Source organism: Bradyrhizobium sp. NBAIM18 (assembly GCF_020193825.1).
Taxonomy (GTDB): Bacteria; Pseudomonadota; Alphaproteobacteria; order Rhizobiales; family Xanthobacteraceae; genus Bradyrhizobium; species Bradyrhizobium yuanmingense.
Window position 1 is genome coordinate 20864 of record NZ_JADYVO010000012.1, and the last position, 19438, is coordinate 40301.

Consider the following 19438-nt stretch of genomic DNA (forward strand, 5'->3'; position numbering starts at 1 on the left):
CGCTCACACCTCCCAGAGATCGCTCATATGTGTAAAGACCCGATCGGCCCCGGCCGCCGATAATATAGCCCGGCCATCGCGGCTGCGATAATGGCCGCCGCCGACAAATCCCCAGACGGTCATGCCGGCCGCCTTACCCGCCTGCACGCCGCTGACGCTATCCTCGATCACCAGCGTGCGCGATGGCGGCGTGCGCATGCTCCCGGCCGCATGAAGAAAGAGATCAGGCGCCGGCTTGCCGTGCCTGACCATCTGCGCGGTGTAGATCCGATCGCCGAAATATGCCCGAAGACTGGTGACGTCGAGCGAGAGCGAGACGCGGTCGAGGTCGCTCGACGAGGCCACGCAGAATGGCACGGTCAGTCCGGAGATCGCCGCCTCCACTCCGGGAATCGGCGCGAGCGAGGCGGCAAAATTCTCCAGCACACGCGACTTCAGTCGGGGCGGGAAGGCGTCCGTCAGCGAGTGCCCGAGATCGCGATAATGCTGCTCGACGGCCTTGGTGCTGCGTCCGAGAAACAGCTCGAGCGCCTGCTCCTCGCTGAGCACGAGGCCGAATTCCGCCAGGACCTCAGACAGGCAGCGGCAGCTCAAGAGCTCGCTGTCGACGAGCACGCCGTCGCAGTCGAAGATGATCAGATCGGGATTTGGCCGGCTCTGGTCCATCCGGACATTCGATCATATACCCAAGCCGTGAGCAATAGCCCAACGTCGAGTCGCATGAACCGCCTCAGTGGGCCACCTGCCGGTAGATCGCCGGCAGTGCCGCGGGCAGTCGCTTGATGTTGCCGACGATCGCATAGCCGCTGCGCCCGAACAGGGCCGGAAAATAGGATTGCGCCGCCGCGTCGATGGTTACGCCGAACACCGTGATCCCGAGCCGGCGCGCTTCCTGCATGGACTTCCTGGTGTCTTCGACCGCAAAGCGGCCTTCATAGTGGTCGACGTCGTTCGGTTTTCCGTCGGTGAGGACGAGCAGCAGCTTCTTGCGCTGCGGCTGGCGTGCAAGCTCGGCGCCGGCATGCCGTACCGCCGCACCGATCCGCGTGTAATAGCCGGGCTTGAGCGCGCTGATGCGGCGCTCGACCACGCCACTCATCGGCTCGCCAAACGCCTTAACCGTCTCGAGCCGCACCCAGGAGCGCCGGCGCGAGGTGAAGGTCAGGATGCTGTGGTGATCGCCGCAGGCGGATAGGCCGTGGGCAAGCACGAGCAGCGCCTCCTTCTCGACATCGAGCACGCGGTAGCCATTGGCCCAGGCGTCCGTGGAGAGCGAGACGTCGACCAGCAGCGTGACGGCGAGATCGTGCCCTTGTGGGCGCATCGCCAAATGGACGCGATCAAGACCGCTGCCGCTGCCGGCGCGGAGATCGCACCGCGCACGCACCAGCGCGTCAAGATCCAGATCATGCCCGTCGGCCTGAGCCCGCATCAACTCGTGGCGCGGCCGCAGGACCTCGAAGCGGCGGCGCACCTGGCGGATGTGCCGGCGCATGGTCTCGTCGGGCGTCCAGCTTTCCCCATTCTCGGGGGCGGCAGATGCGAGTACTCGGCAATGATCCGGCAAATAGGAGCCGCTGCGATAATCCCATTCCGGATAGGTCAGGTCCGCAGTCAAGCGCGAGGCATCGAGGGCCTCCGGCGGGAGGTCGAGATCAAACTTGAACCGGCCCGCCGGCTTGCCGCTGCGGCGGCTGAGCGTTATCTCCTCGAGATCGTCCGCCGCCTTCTGCGCATCCTCCTCCTCACTGTCATCGGTGGGGCGGTCGACATTGACCATCTCGGCCATCGAGAGAATTTTCTCGAAGCGGTTGAGTACGAAGGGATCGCGGCGATTGGCGCCGTCCTCGCGCTCGCGCACGGCAAAGTGCTTGCGATTGTCCTCGCTCGCCGCCTCCGCACCATCGGCGCATTCATCCACGCCCGCATGCGCAGGCGACAGCTCGCGGGTCCAGCAATCGCCCCACAGCGGGCACGGAAGCATCGAGCGATAGCCAGGCGGCGCCTTGACCGGCAGCGGCTCCGTTCCCATCATCGCGGGCCACAGCTTGCCCGCAGGCGCCTTTCCGGTTCCGAGTAGCGCCAGCACGATCTGCTCGACCTCCTGCTCGATGCGCGGCAAGGGGCGACGCGGCCTAGCTTCGGCAGTTGCTGCGGCGAGTTGCGCATAGTCGTCGACGAGGCCGGGAAATTGCGTGAGCACGAAGACCGCTGTCTCGCTGGCCCGGCGCAACACCAGAAGATCTCGCCGCAGCGGATCGGATTCGGTGATGGTTTCGATCGGCGCGGCTGCGAACCATGCCGCGAGCGAGCGATAGAGCGCTGCATTCAGCGCGTTGTCGGGAAAGATCGCGATGCTTTCAGGAAGGAAGATGGAGGTGGCATCGCGGCCCGACTGCTCCAGACGCTCGTCACCGAGACCGATGCGTTGCCGCCAGCCGAGCCGATGCCCGGACTTGCGCGCGCCGGCGCCGGCGATCTGCACACCCGCCTCACCGCCCAGCGCGCGGAACATCACCGCGAGCCTGTTTCTCATTTCCGCAAGCGAGACCGCATGCTCGGCATGAACCGGATAGCTGGCGGTGCCACCGACCATGCGGTGCCAGGCGCGGCCGACGGTCTCTTCCAGTTCGAGGAAATCGAGCATCGGAGCCGCCTCAGCCGATCACGGCACGCGCGACGTCCAGCAGCGCCGCCTTGACATCGGCTTCGTCGGTCAGCGGCTCGATCATGCCAGCGAGCACGGCATCGGCCGTCGGCATGCCGGCCGCAATCAGGGTCGCGCAATAGACGACGAGCCGGGTCGAGACACCCTCCTCCAGGTCGTGGCCCTTCAGCGCGCGCAGCCGGCCAGCCAGCCCGACCAGGGGCCGCACGCGCTCCAGCGATAGTCCGCTCTCGGCGGCGACCACCGCAATCTCCTGCTCCGGCGGCAGGAAGCCGAACTCGATCGCGACAAAGCGCTGCCGCGTCGACGGCTTGAGCGCCTTGAGCAGCGTCTGATAGCCTGGATTGTAGGAGACGACGAGCATGAAGCTGTTCGGCGCGGCAAGCTGCTCGCCGGTACGCTCCAGAGGCAGGATGCGGCGGTCGTCGGTCAGGGGATGCAGCACCACCGTTACGTCCTTGCGCGCCTCCACGACCTCGTCGAGATAGCAGATGCCGCCCTCGCGCACCGCCCGCGTCAACGGGCCGTCGCTCCACACGGTATCGCCGCCCCTGAGCAGATAGCGGCCGGTGAGATCGGCCGCGGTGAGATCGTCGTGGCAGGCGACGGTGTGCAGCGGCAATCCCAGCCGCGCCGCCATATGCGCGACGAAGCGCGTCTTGCCGCAGCCGGTCGGCCCCTTCAGCAGCACCGGCAGCTGATTGCGCCAAGCGTGCTCGAACAGCGCGCATTCGTTGCCACTGGCAATATAGGCGGGCGGCTGAGGTTCGGGCTTCGCCACGGCGAGAATTGCTGCATTCATGGTTGTTCTCCGGAATTCACATGTGACGGCGGCCGCAGCGAGCCACGGCCGCCCTTTGCGCGCTCACTCGGCCGGCTGCAACGCGCCGGGGATGACCGGCTGACGGGCGCGACCGGGCACAAGCACGGCCCACACGAACATCAGCGCGGAGATCGCGACGAACACGCCGGACCCTAGCCGGACCCAGTAAAACATCGCGAGCTGGTCCTGCACGTCCATGTAGCCCTGGCCGAGCACGCGCTGGAGATGGACCTGGACCACGCCGGCGAAGGTCAGCGCGAAGGTCATCACCATCATGGCGGTGCACATGATCCAGAAGCTCGCCATGGAGAGCCATTGATTGTAGGGCGCACGCCCTCTGATCTGTGGGATCGCATAGGCCATCACGGACAGGTTCAGCATCACATAGGCGCCGAAGAAGGCGAGATGGCCGTGCGCGGCGGTGACCTGGGTGCCGTGGGTGTAGTAGTTGACCGAGGACAGGGTGTGCAGGAAACCCCAGACACCGGCGCCGAGGAACGCCATGACCGAGCAGCCGACCGACCACAACAATGCAGCGCGGTTCGGGTGCTTGCGGCCGGCCTTCCAGGTCATCTGCACCGTGAAGATCACCATGGTGAAGAACGGCGCGACCTCGAGCGTGGAGAACAGCGAGCCGATCCACTGCCAGTAACCGGGCGCGCCGATCCAGTAGAAATGATGGCCGGTGCCGAGGATGCCGGAGAAGAGCGCCAGCCCGATGATGACGTAGAGCCACTTCTCGACCACTTCGCGGTCGATGCCGTTGAGCTTGATCATGAGATAAGCGAGCACGGAGGCCATGATCAGCTCCCAGACGCCCTCGACCCAGAGATGAACAACATACCACCAGTACATCTTGTCGACCGCGAGATTTACCGGATTGTAAAAGGCGAACAGGAAGAAGATCGCAACACCCCACAGCCCGAACAGCAGGATGTTGGTGATCGTGGTCTTACGGCCCTTCAGCGCCGTCATGGTGACGTTGAACAGGAACATCAGGCAGACGACGACGATGCCGACCTTGATGATGAAGGGCTGTTCGAGGAATTCGCGCCCCTCGTGGTATTGGAAGAGATAACCGACCACAGCCACACCCGCAGCACCGAAAAACATCCAGAACTGGATCTTGGCCAGCAGCGGGCTGTAGAGCTCTGTCTCGGTTTCCTCGGGCAGCAGGAAGTAGGTCGCGCCCATGAAGCCGATCAACGACCACACGATCAGCGCGTTGGTGTGGATCATCCTGACGACGTTGAACGGCAGCAGGGTCGACAGCGTGTTGGGCAGGACGTAGATCGTTCCAGCGACGAGGCCGAATAGGACCTGCGCCACGAACAGGGTCAGCGCGCCGTAGAAATACAGCATCGCGACTTTCTGGGTCTGATATTTCATCTCAGGCTCTCTGTCTTGAGGGATTTCAGGAAGCGATGCGCTCAGCCCGCCTTGTTCGGCGGCCACTCCTGGCGCTTGATCTTGCTGGTCCATTGCAGGAAGTCGGCGAGATCATCGAGCTCCTGGTCGGTGAGGTTGAATTGCGGCATCTGCCGCCGGCCCGGTGCGCCCGAAGGCTGCGACTGCATCCAGGCCTTCAATGTCTCGCGCGCGGCGGCCGGATCCTCGTTGCCACCCCAGCGATCCCAGACATTGCCGACTTCAGGCGCAAAGTAGGCGCCCTCGCCCAGCAGGGTATGACAGTTGATGCAAGAATTCTTCTCCCAGACGTGCTTGCCGCGGGCAACCGAAGACGTCAGCGTGGCTGCGTCGGTCGATGTCGTGGCCATGTAGTAATGGCTGTGCGCCGTTAGCCCTATGAAGATGGCGAAGAAAAAGGCCGAGCCGCCGTAGAAGACGTTTCGAGCGGCCGACTTGGTCAGGCGTTCAGCCATTGCCAATCCTTTCCGGTTGATTCCTGCGAAATTGCGATGGTGTGATTTATTGCCGCTTTGCCCGGCCCGTTCTTTGTCAGGGCGCAATGAGCGCGTCAGATCAGGGCGACGAGCGCCGAGGCGAGCCAGGCAAGCAGCAGCACGATGAGGATCCAGCTCGCGACGAGACCGCGCCAGAGTGCGGGGACGGCGCGAAGATCCATGAAGTCGAGCGCGATGCGATGCCCCTTGAGCGCGGCGAAGGCAAGCAGCAGAGCGTTGCCGAGCAGCGCCCGTGGTATTAGCGGCGGCAGCAGGACGGTCGCAAGCGCAAGGCCGATCAAGGCGATCCAGGTGACGTCGACACGATCTGGCATCGTCATTTCACCAGATACAGGATCGGGAACATCACGATCCAGACCAGATCGACCATGTGCCAGAAGGCCGTTCCCGTCTCGACGCCTGATATCCCGGCACGGCGGCAGACCACGGCGAGAATGATGATGCCGAGGCCAACGTGCAGGAGATGAAAGCCGGTCAGCAGGAAGTAGAGCGTGAAGAAGGGATTGGTCTCAAGCCCGACCCCGCGCCCGGCTTCTTCGGCGTACTCTGCGAGCTTGATCGCGATGAAAAGGCAGCCGAGCACCATGGCGCCGAGAAGCCAGTATCGTGTCGTTGCCCGTTGTCCATTCCGCACGGCCTTGGTCGCCCGGGCCGCCGCCCAGCCGCTGGTCACCAGCACGACGGTGTTGAGGCCGGCGAGATGCGAATCGAGCGTGGCCTGCCCGGCCGCGAACACCGCGGGGTGAATCGCGCGGGCGACAGAGAAGGCGCCGAGGAGCAGGCCGAAGGCGACGAGTTCGCTGAAGATCAGCACCCAGATCATGGGATCGCCGGGGAGATCCTGCAGGATTCCCCAGCCTGTTTCCTGCTGTTCGCACTCGGCCGTCGACATCGTCTTTCCGGATCAGGACACCGGTCAGACTTAGCTCGGCCACCCGGTTCCGAATTTGTTGCCGGACAAACTGGAGGACTGCAGGGCTCCTGTTTGCGCCGACACAACGTTCAGCCAGCCGTTTCGCGGTACGAATCGGCTCAGAGCTTCACGGAGCGCCGGACGATCCCATGAGCGATGCACAGATCGGGCTGATGACCGCAACACCCATCATCATTGCCTTCGCCATCGCGCTCAGGCGCATGGGCGTGCTGTCGACGGTGGGAACCGTATCGGCGGTGGGGCTCTCGATCGGGATCGCGACCGTGCTGTTCACGACGCAATCACCGCTGCCGTAGTGCTTAGGACCGTAGCCCGGATGCAGCGCAGCGCAATCCGGGAAATCTCACCAAGCGCAGAGACCCGGATTACGCTGCGCTGCATCCGGGCTACGAAGCGCTACCGCCGCTGATTGTACACGTCGATGCACACCGCGCCCAGCAGCACCAGGCCCTTGATGACCTGCTGATAGTCGATGCCGATGCCCAGGATGGACATGCCGTTGTTCATCACGCCCATGATCATGGCGCCGACCACGGCACCGCCGACTCGCCCGACACCGCCATAGGCCGAGGCGCCGCCGATGAAGCAGGCGGCAATGACGTCGAGCTCGAAGCCGAGGCCGGCCTTCGGAGTCGCCGTGTTGAGCCGCGCGGCGAAGACGAGGCCGGCAAGCGCGGCAAGCACGCCCATGTTGACGAAGGTGAGGAAGGTCAGGCGCTCCGTCTTGATGCCCGACAGGCTCGCCGCCTTGGCGTTGCCGCCGACGGCGTAGATCTGCCGGCCGATCACGGTGCGGCGAGTGACGAAGCCGTAGAGCGCGATCAGCGCGGTCATGATCACCAGCACGTTCGGCAGGCCGCGATGCGAGGCGATCAGATAGGTGAAATACAGCACGGCGCAGGCGAGCAAGATGCTCTTGCCGAGGAAGAACGCATAGGGTTCGACCTCGATGCCGTGCGACTGCTCGCGCGACCTTCCCTTGGCGCTGGCATAGACGAGCCCGAGCGCGAGAACGGCGCCGATCAGCATCGAGGTCGGATGCAGCGTGCCGGCCTCGGGCAGCAGTTCCGGAATGAAACCCGAGGACAGCTTCTGGAAGGTCGCCGGGAACGGCCCGAGCGACTGGCCCTGCAACACCGCGAGCGCCAGGCCCTTGAACACCAGCATGCCCGCCAACGTCACGATGAAGGAGGGGATCTTGAAATAGGCCACCCAATAGCCCTGCGCCGCACCGATCGCGCCACCGAGCGCGAGGCAAGCGATGAAGGCGAGCGTATAGTCGACCTTGTAGGTCACCATCAGCAAGGCCGCCACGGCGCCGATGAAGCCCGCGACCGAGCCGACCGAAAGGTCGATATGGCCGGTGACGATGACCAGCAGCATGCCCAGCGCCATGATGACGATGTAGCTGTTCTGCAGCACCAGGTTGGTGAGGTTGAGCGGCTGCAGCAGCGTGCCGCCGGTCACGACCTGGAAGAACAACATGATCGCAACCAGCGACATCAACATGCCGTAATTGCGCAAATTGTTCTTGATGAAGCTGCCGTGCCGGCGCTCCTCGGGCAGCGAAACCGTCTTGTCGGTCATGGCTGCAATCCTCCCATCTCCGCGGCCGCGGGCGCGGCGTTCCCAATGCTTCGTTCGTTGCGCATGATGGCGCGCATGATCTTTTCCTGTGTCGCCTCTGAGCCCTTGAACTCGCCGACGAAGGCGCCGTCGTTCATGACGCAGATGCGGTCGCAGATGCCGAGCAGCTCGGGCATCTCGGAGGAGATCACCACGACGCCGCGGCCGGCTTCCGCAAGCTCGTTGATGATACAGTAAATCTCATATTTGGCACCGACGTCGATACCCCTGGTCGGCTCGTCCAGGATCAGGACCTTCGGGTCGGTCATCAGCCATTTCGACAGCACGACCTTCTGCTGGTTGCCGCCGGAGAGCTGGCCGGTCTCCTGGTAGACGTCGGAGCAGCGGATGCGCATGCGGTTGCGGTAGTCGCTGGCGACCTTGAGCTCGGCGATGTCGTCGATCACCCTGCCAGGTGCGACCTGGTCGAGGCTCGCCAGCGTAATGTTCTTGCGGACGTCGTCGGCGAGGATCAGGCCGAGCTGCTTGCGGTCCTCGGTGACGTAGGCAAGGCCGGCGTCGATCGCGGCGGCGACGCTCGGCAGCGCGATCTCACGGCCTTCGAGCCGGATAGTGCCGCTGATATTGGTGCCCCAGGAGCGGCCGAACAGGCTCATGGCGAACTCGGTGCGCCCTGCCCCCATCAGCCCGGCAATGCCCACGACCTCGCCGCGCTTGACGCCGAAACTGACGCTCTTGATCACCTGCCGCTCGGGATGGATGGGGTGATAGACCGACCAGTTCGCGACGTCGAGCACGGGCTCGCCGATCTTCACGTTGCGCTCCGGGAAGCGGTGCGCCATATCGCGGTTGACCATGCTACGGATGATGCGGTCTTCCTGGATTTGCTCGGCATGGCAATCGATGCTGTCCACCGTACGGCCATCGCGCAGCACGGTGATGTGGTCGGCAACCTTGGCGACCTCGTTCAGCTTGTGCGAGATCAGGATCGAGCCGATGCCCTGCTCGCGGAACGCCATCAGGCGTTCGAGCAGCGCGGCGCTGTCGGCCTCGTTGAGGCTCGCGGTCGGCTCGTCCAGGATCAGCATCCGCACCCGCTTGGACAGCGCCTTCGCAATCTCGACGAGCTGCTGCTTGCCGACGCCGAGATCGGTGATCAGCGTATCCGGCGATTCCTTCAGGCCGACCTGCGCCAGCAGCTCGCGCGTGCGTCGGTAGACCTCGTCGCGGTCGATCACTCCCAACTTCGACGGCGGATGCGACAGGAAGATGTTCTCCGCAATCGACATCAGCGGGATCAGCGCCAGCTCCTGGTGGATGATGATGATGCCGAGCGCCTCGGAATCATTGATGTCGCGGAAGCGGCGCTCCTCGCCCTCGAAGATGATGGTGCCCTCGTAGCTGCCGTGCGGATAGACCCCGCTCAGAACCTTCATCAGCGTCGACTTGCCGGCGCCGTTCTCGCCGACGAGCGCATGGATCTGCCCGGCGCGAACCGAGAAGTTGACGTCGCGCAATGCCTGCACGCCGGCAAAGCTCTTGCTGACGTTGCGCATCTCCAGCATGGCGGTCATGGCTTTGGTGTCCCTTGCGTTACTTCGTCTCTCCCCGCGTGCGGGGAGAGGTTGACTGATATCGCTGCATCCACATCGTCATTGCGAGCGCAGCGAAGCAATCCAGACAATTTCCGCGGTGGCAGACTGGATTGCTTCGCTGCGCTCGCAATGACGGAGTGCATACCAACCACTGCCCGTATGGAAAGAGGCCCCTCACCCTAACCCTCTCCCCGCAAGCGGGGAGAGGGGAAAAAGAGAGAGTCTTACTGGAACTGCGACTTCTTGTAGTAGCCGCTGTCGACCAGGGTCTTCTCCCAATTGTCCTTGTAGACCACAACCGGCTTCAGCAGATAGGACGGCACGGTCTTGACACCGTTCTCGTAGGTCTTGGTGTCGTTGACGGTGACCTGCTTGCCGGCGAGCGCGGCGTCGACCATGTCAGCGGTCACCTTGGCGAGGTCGCGGGTGTCCTTGAAGATGGTCGAGTACTGGTCGCCGCGCAGCATGGCCTTGATCGAGGGCACTTCGGCATCCTGGCCCGAGATGATGGGCATCGGCTGGCCGGCACTCCCGTAGCCGACGCCCTTCAGCGAGGAGATGATGCCGATCGAGAGGCCGTCATAGGGCGACAGCACGGCGTTGACCTTCTTGTTGCCGTAGTAGGCGCTGAGCAGGTTGTCCATGCGGGCCTGCGCCGTGGCGCCGTCCCAGCGCAGGGTCGCGACCTTATCCATGCCCATCTGGCCGGACACGACGACGAGCTTGCCGCTGTCGATATACGGCTTCAGCACGCTCATGGCGCCGTTGTAGAAGAAGTAGGCATTGTTGTCGTCGGGCGAGCCGCCGAACAGCTCGATGTTGAAGGGGCCCTTGCCGTCCTTCAGGCCGAGACCTTGCACGATCGACTCCGCCTGGAGCACGCCGACCTGGAAGTTGTCGAAGGTCGCGTAATAGTCGACGTTCGGCGTGCCGCGGATCAGGCGGTCATAGGCGATCACGGTGATGCCTTTTGCTTTCGCCTGCTTGAGCACGTCGGACAAGGTGGTACCGTCGATCGCGGCGATCACCAGCGCCTTGGCGCCCTTGGTCACCATGTTCTCGACCTGGGAGAGCTGGTTCGGGATGTCGTCCTCGGCATATTGCAGGTCGGTGTTGTAGCCGCGCTCCTTCAGCACCTTGACCATGTTGTTGCCGTCGTCGATCCAGCGCGCCGAGGACTTCGTCGGCATGGCGATGCCGACCGTCGCCTTCTGGGCGAAGGCAGCGACGCCTGTGGCCATCGTGGCGGCACTGGCCAACGCCAGCGCGAGAAATGTTGTCTTCAGTTTCAGCATGTTTCACTCCCTTTGGGTGTCAGACTTTCTTCGTGGTGTCGAGAACGACGGTCGTGTACGGCTTGGGCCTCCTATGCGAGCTTGACGTCGGGTTCCGCGCGTCCGCGCGCGGCTGCTTCGAGCAGAAAGGTGCAGCCGGCTTGCGGATCGGCAGCGCGTGCCGCCGTGTCCATATCCTGCCAGGCCGACGTGACGAGCAGGCGCGACAGGTCGGGGCCGACGAAGGCGGGGCAGCTCGCCTGCTTCGCCGGCACGCTAAGCGAACGCAGGCGCTCGCCTTGCGGCGAGTAGACGTCGACCCGGCTCGCGCCCCAGCACGCATTCCAGATCTGCCCGTCGGCGTCGCATACCGAACCGTCGAGACCGCCGATGCCGCTGTGGCGCAACAGCACCTCCGGCTCGCCGCGCGGCAGGCCGGTCGCGGGGTTGAGCGGCACGGCATAGAGCACCGCACGCGGCGTGTCGGTGAAGTAGCCGGTGGCGCCGTCGGGCGAGAAGCAGATCGAATTGGGAATGCTGATGCCGGGAAACAGCGTCGAGATCTTGCCGCGATGAAGCGCGTAGATCGCGCCCGCCTTCGGCTCGGCTTTCTTGCCCATAGTGCCGATCCAGAACGTACCCGATTGATGCACGCGGCAATCGTTCGAGCGCGTCATCGGATTGTCCGCTTCGAGCGGACAGAACAGCGTCATCGCACCATCAGCGAGCTTGCGGATATAGAGGCCGTCCTCGGCGACGATCAGCTGCCGCTCGGCGTCGATGCGCCCCAGCGCGCTCGCCATCCGACCGAGCGCGTGGGTGCGGACAGCGCCGCTGCCGAGTTGCGCCTCGAACAGCTTGCCTTCGCGGATGTCGAACCACCAGGCCGTATTCGTGGTCACGTCATAGGTCGGACCTTCGCCGAGATGGCAAGGATGGTTCGAGAGGACAGCCGTCGGCACCTGCTCCATCATGGCGACCTCACTGAAAAGCGATAGGCCGTGTGATGGCGATAGACCCCTCCGGGATCGAGGCGCGGGCTCGGGAAATCCGGCCGGTTCGGCGCGTCGGGCCAGATGTGCGGCTCCAGGCACATGGCGTCCGATTGCCGGATCAGCTTGCCGCCCTTGCCCGACATCGTACCGTCGAGATAATTGCCGGAATAGACCTGAAGTCCGGGCTGATCGGTGAGCAGCTCCATGATGCGCCCGGAGCGCGGCGCCTCCAGCCGCGCCGCGAGCGCAAGCTTGCCGTCGCGCCCGAGGCAATAGGTGTGGTCGTAGCCCCTGCCGTTTTGCAATTGCGGGTCGCCTTCGCGGATGCGCTCGCCCACCGGCCACGGTTTTCGGAAATCGAACGGCGTGCCGGCCACGCTGCGCGGCGGCTCCGGCAGCGGAATGGCGGTGGCATCGATCGGGAGGAACTGCTCGGCGGCGACCATTAGATGATGATCGAGAATGGACGTCCCCGACGTCGCACCCTCGAGGTTGAAGAAGCTGTGGTTGGTCAAATTGACGATGGTCGGCCGGTCGGTCCTCGCTTCCATCAGCAGCGACAGCTCGGTCGGGCCTGTGATGCGATAGGTCAGGCGGACGTCGAGCCTGCCCGGATAATTCTCCTCGCCGTGTGGGCTGACATAAGTGAGCGTCACGGCGGGCTCGGCGCCCTCGTCGATGTCCGCGATCTCCCAGAGCTTGCGATCAAAACCCTCGAGCCCGCCGTGCAGCGCATTCGGACCGTTGTTGACGGCAAGCTGCACCGTCTCGCCTTGAAGCGAAAACTGTCCCTTGGCAATGCGGTTGGCATAGCGGCCGACGGTGGCGCCCAGAAACTTTCGTTCGGCGAGATAGCCGGCGAAGGCATCATGGCCAAGCACGACGTCGTCATATCCGCCGTTGGCATCCGGCGCGATCAACGCCTGCAGCACCGCGCCGTAGCTGATGATGCGCGCCTCGAAGCCGCCCTCCCCGCGCAGCACGACGCGCTCGACCTCGCGGCCGTCGGGCAGCGTCCCGAACACGTCTCTTGTGATTGTTGATGCGGCCATGCTCAATCCACAAACGGTTCGACGATCGTGCGCTTGCCGAGCAGGAAGGCGTCGGCGACGAGACGGAGCGGCGTCAGATCGACGTCACTTGCGCCGGTCGCTGCGAGCGCGACGAAGCGTCGGTAGAGCCCGCGATATTCCTCATCGGGCCCTTCGGCAAGCACCTTGCCGTCGACGGCCAGGCGCGCGCCACCGCTGGACAGCGTCAGCCGGCCCTGATCGGTGTCGACGAGGATATCCCAGCTCTGCGGCCCGGTCTGGCGGAAGTCGAACTCGGCGGTCACGGGCAGGCCGCTGATATCCGTCAGGTTCACGTTCGCCGCGATCGGCGCCTGGCAATTGGCTGGAAAGGCCAGCTCGGCCGCGGTGACGAACACGGGCTTCGGCAGAATCCTGGTCAGGATCGACAGCGCATTGATGCCCGGATCGAACACGCCGAGGCCGCCGGGCTCCCAGATCCAGCCCTGCCCGGGATGCCAGACACGCACGTCCTCCTTCCAGCTGATGTGAACGGATTTGATGTGCCGGTCAGTGAGCCATTGCCGGGCCGGCTCCACCGCCGGCGCATAGCGAGAATGCCAGGTCGCAAACAATGTCCGCTTCGCACCCGCCGCCATCGCGATCAACGGATCAAGCTCGGCAACGCCGGTGCCCGGCGGCTTCTCCAGCATGACGTGCTTGCCGGCGGCGAGCGCCGCCGCGGCCTGGGCCCGCCGCACCTGCGGCGGCGTGCAGAGCGAGACCGCGTTGATCGGCGGCGCCTTCTGAAGCAATTCCTCGATGGTCGCAAAATGCGGCACCCCCTGCAGCGAGGCGTTGCGGCTCGCCACGGCGGCAAGCGTTGCGCCCGGTGTGGCGGCGATCGCCGCCACATGCTGGTCCCGCGCGATCTTGCCGAAGCCGACGATGGCGATGCGAAGGTCTGTCACGCTTGTTCTCCAGTGTCGGCCGACGGTGGCGGCTCGGCCGGGGCGGTCTCGATCGCCGTACTGTCATGGCGGCGCATGCCGTTGTGAATGACATAGACCATGGCCTCGGATGCGGCATGGGCATCGCCCGCGACGATGGCATCGACGATCTTCTGATGCCAGAGCAGCACGGTATCGCGATCCTCCGGCTCGACCGGAGCGCTGAGCAGGAAAGAGGCGCGCAGCGCTGCTTCAATGACATGCCCAATCGAGCGCATGAACAGATTGCCCGAGGCACGCGCCACGGCAACATGAAGCGCGAGATCTGCATCTGCAAATCCGACCGAGTCGGACGCTTCATGCCGCATCCGCTCCATGCTGCGGCGCAGCTCGCTGATGTCTTGCTCGGATCGCTGCGTTGCCGCCAGCATCGCTGCGCGCGGCTCCACGGCGAGACGGATCTCGGCGAGGTCGTCAAGGAAGCGCTTGTCGATGCCGGCGTCGAGGTGCCAGGCCAGCACGTCCGCGTCGAACATGTTCCAGGCACCTCGCTCGCGCACGACGGTGCCGACCCGCGCCTTGGTGGTGAGCAGGCCCTTGGCGACCAGCGTCTTGACGCTCTCGCGCAGCACCGGCCGCGACACGCCGAACATTGCGATCATCTCGGCATCCCCCGGCAGGCGCGTGCCTTCCGCATAGCGGCCGGCGATGATGTCGACGCCGATCGAACGCGCCACCTCCGCATGGTTGGAATGGGCCCGCCGCGTCGGGATGACGACGATCCGCGAGGTCATGACGCTGCTCCCGAATGCTTCGCCGCCGGCCGGCGCGCAAGCGCGACCAGCCCGTGCAGCAGGGCGATGAAGGCGAATAGAAGCACGCCCGAGGTGTGGGGGATCAGCAAGAGCTTTGGCGCGGTGCAGGAGGTCGACTTCATGCTGAGACGGACGTCTCGGCCGGGCGCCAGCCGAATTCCGATCCAATCTGCGAGAAGCCGATCGTGAGCTGGGCGCTGGCCGGCGTCGCGAGCAACAAGGCGGCGATGGCGCTGGCCGCACAGAGAGCTTTAGGGGGCATCAGGCGCGTCTCCCAAGATCTTTTATCCGGGGCGCCGATTGGTAGCATGGCACCCACAGGCCGGCCTTCGCGCCAGCGGCGGGCACTATTTCACGGAAGTTGAGTTCCGACTAGTCATATTATTTGACTATTTGGAGCAAATGCAGGTGAGGTGGGGCGAGCTGAGTTATGTCACGTTCAGCGCGATTTTGTTCCCCTCATGCAACGGAGGGATGAAAAAATTTGCCGGCGCGATGGAGCTGTCAGCGGGGCGAAGGTGCGCCGCCGCTTGCGGGAGGCGAAGGGTAGCAGCGCTAGATCAGCTTCCGCTGCGCCAGGTTCTTCATCAGCGCGCCGATGCCGAAGGTCCAGGGTTCGCACTCGTCGCTGGTGCGCATGCGGTTGACGAGCTTGCCGAGTTGAGGCGCTGCGATAGTGACAATGTCGTCGCGCTTGTGGGTGAATCCCTGCCCCGGCGCATCGCGATCCTTCACGGGTGCGAACATGGTGCCGAGGAACAGCACGAAGCCGTCAGGATATTGATGCACCTTGCCGATGGTCTGGGCGACGAGATCGGTCGGATCGCGGCTGATCTTGCTGATCGAGGAATGGCCGTCGAGAACGAAGCCGTCCGTCCCCGTGACGTTCAGGCTGATGTCCAGCCTGCGCGCGTCGTCGAGCGTGAAGGTGTCGTCGAACAGGCGCAGCAGCGGGCCGATCGAGCAGGACGCGTTGTTGTCCTTGGCCTTCGACAACAGCAGCGCCGAGCGGCCCTCGAAGTCGCGCAGGTTCACGTCGTTGCCGAGCGCGCCCCCGACGATCTTGCCGCGGCTCGACACGAACAGCACGAGCTCGGGCTCGGGATTGTTCCAGGTCGATTTCGGGTGCAGGCCGGCATCCATGCCGGTGCCGACCGACGACAGGGTGGGCGCCTTGGTGAAGACCTCGGCATCCGGTCCGATGCCGACCTCAAGATATTGGCTCCAGGCATTCTGATCGATCAGCACCTGCTTCAGGTGCATCGCCTGATCCGAGCCCGGCTTGAGCTTCGACAGATCGTCGCCGATCAGGCGCGTCACTTCTTTCCGGATCGCTTCGGCCGAGGCCGGATTGCCCTTGGCGCGCTCTTCGATGACACGTTCGAGCATCGAGATCGCAAAGGTGACCCCGGCGGCTTTCAGCGTCTGGAGATCGACGGGCGCGAGCAGCCAGGGCTTTTGGGGATCGCGCCCGTCCGGCGGGGTGTTGGCCACGATCGCCTCGAGATCACCGATGCGCTCGCCCTTGGTGGCGGCAAGCGCCTGGGCGGGATCGTCCGTCTCGCAGAGCGCGCTGATGGTCGGAAATTTTGCTGTGACGTCATACACGCCGTCACCGCGCACGGCGACGACGGCCGGACCGTTGACCTGCGGCAGCCAGACGCGGCCGACCAGCGTCCCCTTCGTGCCGTCCTCGGGGAGAAGGTCCTTTACAGTCAATGTCGTCATGGCCGCGTCCTCGCTGTTCTAAGGAACGGCCGCATTCGCAGCGGCCGTTCCCGTTAGCGAAGACCAATAAACGTCTGGCGCTGGAAGTCCAGAGCGGCGGTGCGCCGTGCAACTATGCCCCTGCCCGCGCCTTTCGCGCTGCAATCTGGTGCAGTGCCCAGCGCGCATTCTTGCGGACATCAGGATCAGGATCGTCGGCGATCACGGCCAGGAATGCCTCGCCGTCAGGATGGCCGATCTCGCCGAGCGCGGCGGCGGCCTCTTTGCGCAAATTCGCCTGGTCGTGATTGACGCAATTGCCGATCGGCCGCACCGCGCGTTCGATCTTCATCTTGCCAAGGCTGCGGATCGCCTTCAGCCGCACCTGCCAGAACTCATCCGCGAGGCAAGCGACGAGCTGATCAGCCGCGATTGCACCATTCACGTTGAGACCCAGCGTCTCCGCGGCCATCTCGCGGACCATCCAGTCGGCGTCCTTCAGCGCGCGGGTGATGGTCTCCGCCGCCGGCTTCATCTGCGAAAAGGCCAATGCGCTCACGGCGGCGCGGCGCACATGGGCATCGGGATCGTTGATCAGCGCGGTTAGCGCCGGAATGGATTCTTCCAGCTTGAGGAAGCCGATCACGCCGATCGCCTGCACACGCACGGCGGCGTCAGGGTCCTGGAACGCTTCCAGCGCGGGCTTGAGTGTATCCCTGCGGCGCAGTTCCTTGAGCGCGCGCAGAGCGCCCATGCGGACGAAAGCGTGGGTATGCCTGACCAGCGGCAGGATCGCGTCGGCGCAGGCGGGATCCTTGAATTCAGCCATGCTGTCGGCCGCAGCCGCCGCGACGATCCTCTCGGGATCGACCAACAGCTTCACCAACGCGCTTGCTGCCTCCGGTCCGTCGAACTCGCCGAGCGCCATCGCGACCTGCTGGCGCACACCGGCATCGGGATCGGCGACCATTTTGGCGAGATGTGCGACCGCGGCGGGATCGCCGGAATGGCCGAGTGCAATGATGGCGACGCGGCGTTCGGCAGGATCGGCCGCCTGCAGCCGCTCGTCGGCGTCCTCGAGATCGTCGTAGGATTCGAATGGGCTCGACATGATCACCTCAACAGATAGGGAATGTTGACGGTGACGGCGCCGGTCGGACAATCCGCTTCGCAGGGCATGCAATACCAGCACTCGTCATAGGCCATGTAGGCCTTGTTGGTCATGTCGCTGATGCGCAGCACGTCGAGCGGGCAAACATCGACGCACACCGTGCAGCCCTTGTCCGCGATGCATTTGGCGTCGTCGACCACCACCGGAACCGATGTCTGATAGGACGCGAGAGGCATGTGATGTCTCCTGTTGGCTATGTTCTGGTGGATCAGGCCGAGGCGCGAATGCGCTGCTTGTCGTAGAGGTCCTTCTCGTCGTCCGCGATCGGCACGACATAGGGCTCGACTGCGCGTTTCACGCTGGTCATCCTGCCGTCCTGCTTGGACAGCAGCGTGTGGCAGAACCAGTTCTCGTTGTCCTTCTCCGGGAAGTCCGTCCGCCAGTGATAGAGACCCCAACGGCTCTCTTCGCGGTAGAGCGAAGCGTGTGCGGCCATATCGGCACAGTCCATGATCGACTGCACTTCGAGCGCGCGCAGCAATTCGTGCGCGTTGCGCGCGATCATGCGCTCCTGCATATCCTCACGCGTTTCGGCGAGCCGCCGCATGCCGAGCTCATATTTGCGCGTGACCTTCGGCGGCTGGAGGTAGTCGTTGACCAGGCGGCGGGTCTTGTACTCGATCTGGTTCGGCGGAATGCCGTCCTCGCGCTTGGTCGGCGCCATCACGCGCTCGCGTTCCATGGCGACGTCGGCCGCGTCGAATTCCGCGAAATCATGGTTGTCGGCGAACTCCATCGCGTCGATGCCGGCGACCGAGCCGTTGGTGAAGGCGCCGAGCATGTAATTGTGCGGGACGCTCGCCATGTCGCCGGCGGCATAGAGGCCGGGTATGGTGGTGCGGGCATTGTCGTCGACGAACACGCCTGACGCGCTGTGGCCGGAGCAGAAGCCGATCTCGGAGATATGCATCTCGATGGACTCGCTGCGGTAGTCGACCCCGCGCCCCTGCTGGAACAGGCCGCGCGTCGGACGCTCGACCTTGTGCAGCGTGGATTCGATCTCGGAAATGGTGTCGGGGTGGAGATGCTTGAGCTGGAGGAACACCGGACCCTTGCCGGAGAGGAGCTCGTTGTAGAACTCCAGCATCATCTGGCCGGACCAGTAGTCGCATTCGATGAAGCGCGAGCCTTCGTTGTTTGCCGTATATGCGCCGAACGGGCCGGCGACATAGGCGCAGGCCGGGCCGTTATAGTCCTTGATCAGCGGGTTGATCTGGAAGCATTCGAGGTTCGCGAGCGCAGCGCCGGCGTGATAGGCCATGGCGTAGCCGTCGCCGGAATTGGCGGCGTTCTCGTAGGTGCCGAACATGTAGCCGGACGTCGGCAGACCGAGGCGACCGGCGGCGCCCATGCAGAGGATCACGGCCTTGGCCTTGATCACCAGCATCTCGGCCGTGCGGGTGTTGACGGAGATTGCACCGGCGATGCGGCCGTCAGTCGACTTGAGCAGCCGCGTCGCCATGTAGCGGTTGGAGATCAGGATGCGGGCGCGGCGGAGCTGGCGGTAGAGCGCCTTCTTCACGGTCTCGCCGTTCGGCATGGGCAGAACGTAGGTGCCGATGTGGTGCACCTTCTTCACGGCATAGTCGCCGTTCTCGTTCTTCAGGAATCGGATGCCGAAACTGTCGAGCTCCTCGATGATGCTGTAGCAGTTCTGCGCGTATTTATAGACCGCCTTCTGGTCGACGATGCCGTCATTGGCGATGGTGATTTCCTTGGTGTACTGCTCCGGCGTGGCGTAGCCGGGAATGACGGCATTGTTCAGCCCGTCCATGCCCATCGAGATCGCACCGGAGCGCTTGACGTTGGCCTTCTCGAGCAGGACGACATTGGCCTTCGGGTTCTTCAGCTTCGCCTTCAGTGCCGCCATCGGGCCGGCTGTGCCGCCGCCGATCACCAGCACATCGCAGGAAACCTCCGAAAGTCCGTCGACGATCTGATCTAGTGCCATCGCTTGCTCCTGGTTCGCCGATCCCGGCGCCTT

Annotated in this window: 20 protein-coding genes and 1 pseudogene; 1 reads left to right on the top strand and 20 read right to left on the bottom strand. The window is 64.3% G+C overall.

Going from position 1 to position 19438, the window contains the following annotated elements:
- Positions 1 to 3: 3 nt before the first annotated feature.
- The 7 genes from I6F17_RS24215 to I6F17_RS24245 all read right to left on the bottom strand — a co-directional run bounded on the left by I6F17_RS24215 (position 4) and on the right by I6F17_RS24245 (position 6308).
- Positions 4 to 666 carry an HAD family hydrolase gene (locus I6F17_RS24215; protein ID WP_225124742.1) on the bottom strand — a complete coding sequence of 221 codons (663 nt, stop codon included), beginning with the start codon at positions 664 to 666 and terminating at the stop codon, positions 4 to 6.
- A gap of 64 nt (positions 667 to 730) precedes the next feature.
- Positions 731 to 2647, bottom strand: a complete 1917-nt coding sequence (locus I6F17_RS24220; RefSeq protein ID WP_225124744.1) for a VWA domain-containing protein — start codon at positions 2645 to 2647, stop codon at positions 731 to 733.
- Between the two features lie 10 nt (positions 2648 to 2657).
- Positions 2658 to 3470 (bottom strand): CbbQ/NirQ/NorQ/GpvN family protein, encoded by an 813-nt coding sequence (locus I6F17_RS24225; protein ID WP_225124766.1) that lies wholly within the window; start codon positions 3468 to 3470, stop codon positions 2658 to 2660.
- Between the two features lie 63 nt (positions 3471 to 3533).
- Entirely contained in the window at positions 3534 to 4880 is a 1347-nt protein-coding gene (locus tag I6F17_RS24230; protein WP_036023400.1) for a cbb3-type cytochrome c oxidase subunit I, read from the bottom strand.
- Positions 4881 to 4921: 41 nt separating this feature from the next.
- Positions 4922 to 5374: a cytochrome c gene (locus tag I6F17_RS24235; protein WP_036005521.1), complete on the bottom strand. Its 453-nt coding sequence runs from the start codon at positions 5372 to 5374 to the stop codon at positions 4922 to 4924.
- A gap of 95 nt (positions 5375 to 5469) precedes the next feature.
- Positions 5470 to 5730 carry a cytochrome C oxidase subunit IV family protein gene (locus I6F17_RS24240; protein WP_109145859.1) on the bottom strand — a complete coding sequence of 87 codons (261 nt, stop codon included), beginning with the start codon at positions 5728 to 5730 and terminating at the stop codon, positions 5470 to 5472.
- 2 nt (positions 5731 to 5732) lie between these two features.
- On the bottom strand, positions 5733 to 6308 hold the full coding sequence (locus I6F17_RS24245; RefSeq protein WP_036035026.1) for a cytochrome c oxidase subunit 3 family protein: 576 nt from the start codon (positions 6306 to 6308) through the stop codon (positions 5733 to 5735).
- A 170-nt stretch (positions 6309 to 6478) separates the two neighbouring features.
- Here I6F17_RS24245 and I6F17_RS24250 point away from each other — a divergent pair, with 170 nt between their 5' ends.
- The gene (locus I6F17_RS24250) at positions 6479 to 6646 is read left to right on the top strand and encodes a hypothetical protein (RefSeq protein ID WP_085974376.1); all 168 of its coding nucleotides are present in this window, start codon (positions 6479 to 6481) and stop codon (positions 6644 to 6646) included.
- A 100-nt stretch (positions 6647 to 6746) separates the two neighbouring features.
- On the opposite strand, the gene mmsB is transcribed toward I6F17_RS24250, so the two are convergent.
- The 13 genes and pseudogenes from mmsB to I6F17_RS24315 all read right to left on the bottom strand — a co-directional run bounded on the left by mmsB (position 6747) and on the right by I6F17_RS24315 (position 19405).
- A complete protein-coding gene (gene mmsB, locus I6F17_RS24255; protein ID WP_036005525.1) occupies positions 6747 to 7937 on the bottom strand; it encodes a multiple monosaccharide ABC transporter permease in 1191 nt (396 codons plus the stop codon).
- Positions 7934 to 9511 carry a multiple monosaccharide ABC transporter ATP-binding protein gene (mmsA, locus tag I6F17_RS24260; protein WP_225124769.1) on the bottom strand — a complete coding sequence of 526 codons (1578 nt, stop codon included), beginning with the start codon at positions 9509 to 9511 and terminating at the stop codon, positions 7934 to 7936. Before mmsA ends, mmsB begins: the two co-directional genes overlap by 4 nt.
- Positions 9512 to 9756: 245 nt before the next feature.
- A complete protein-coding gene (chvE, locus tag I6F17_RS24265) occupies positions 9757 to 10827 on the bottom strand; it encodes a multiple monosaccharide ABC transporter substrate-binding protein (protein ID WP_036005529.1) in 1071 nt (356 codons plus the stop codon).
- Positions 10828 to 10898: 71 nt separating this feature from the next.
- Positions 10899 to 11777: an SMP-30/gluconolactonase/LRE family protein gene (locus tag I6F17_RS24270; protein ID WP_225125046.1), complete on the bottom strand. Its 879-nt coding sequence runs from the start codon at positions 11775 to 11777 to the stop codon at positions 10899 to 10901.
- A complete protein-coding gene (locus tag I6F17_RS24275; protein ID WP_225124771.1) occupies positions 11777 to 12853 on the bottom strand; it encodes an aldose epimerase family protein in 1077 nt (358 codons plus the stop codon). Before I6F17_RS24275 ends, I6F17_RS24270 begins: the two co-directional genes overlap by 1 nt.
- A 2-nt stretch (positions 12854 to 12855) precedes the next feature.
- The gene (locus I6F17_RS24280) at positions 12856 to 13782 is read right to left on the bottom strand and encodes a Gfo/Idh/MocA family oxidoreductase (RefSeq protein ID WP_225124774.1); all 927 of its coding nucleotides are present in this window, start codon (positions 13780 to 13782) and stop codon (positions 12856 to 12858) included.
- Positions 13779 to 14555, bottom strand: a complete 777-nt coding sequence (locus tag I6F17_RS24285; RefSeq protein ID WP_225124776.1) for a FadR/GntR family transcriptional regulator — start codon at positions 14553 to 14555, stop codon at positions 13779 to 13781. The genes I6F17_RS24280 and I6F17_RS24285 overlap by 4 nt, the downstream gene beginning before the upstream one ends.
- Positions 14552 to 14698 carry a hypothetical protein gene (locus I6F17_RS24290; RefSeq protein WP_225124787.1) on the bottom strand — a complete coding sequence of 49 codons (147 nt, stop codon included), beginning with the start codon at positions 14696 to 14698 and terminating at the stop codon, positions 14552 to 14554. The genes I6F17_RS24285 and I6F17_RS24290 overlap by 4 nt, the downstream gene beginning before the upstream one ends.
- A gap of 2 nt (positions 14699 to 14700) precedes the next feature.
- Positions 14701 to 14838, bottom strand: a pseudogene (locus tag I6F17_RS24295) (sugar ABC transporter substrate-binding protein); the annotation flags it as partial.
- A 293-nt stretch (positions 14839 to 15131) separates the two neighbouring features.
- A complete protein-coding gene (locus tag I6F17_RS24300) occupies positions 15132 to 16304 on the bottom strand; it encodes a fumarylacetoacetate hydrolase family protein (RefSeq protein ID WP_225124789.1) in 1173 nt (390 codons plus the stop codon).
- Between the two features lie 112 nt (positions 16305 to 16416).
- Complete coding sequence (locus I6F17_RS24305; RefSeq protein WP_193760189.1) at positions 16417 to 17394, bottom strand: HEAT repeat domain-containing protein; 978 nt, start codon at positions 17392 to 17394, stop codon at positions 16417 to 16419.
- 2 nt (positions 17395 to 17396) lie between these two features.
- On the bottom strand, positions 17397 to 17630 hold the full coding sequence (locus I6F17_RS24310) for a ferredoxin family protein (protein WP_007593252.1): 234 nt from the start codon (positions 17628 to 17630) through the stop codon (positions 17397 to 17399).
- 32 nt (positions 17631 to 17662) lie between these two features.
- Positions 17663 to 19405, bottom strand: a complete 1743-nt coding sequence (locus I6F17_RS24315; protein WP_225124791.1) for a fumarate reductase/succinate dehydrogenase flavoprotein subunit — start codon at positions 19403 to 19405, stop codon at positions 17663 to 17665.
- Positions 19406 to 19438: the final 33 nt, after the last annotated feature.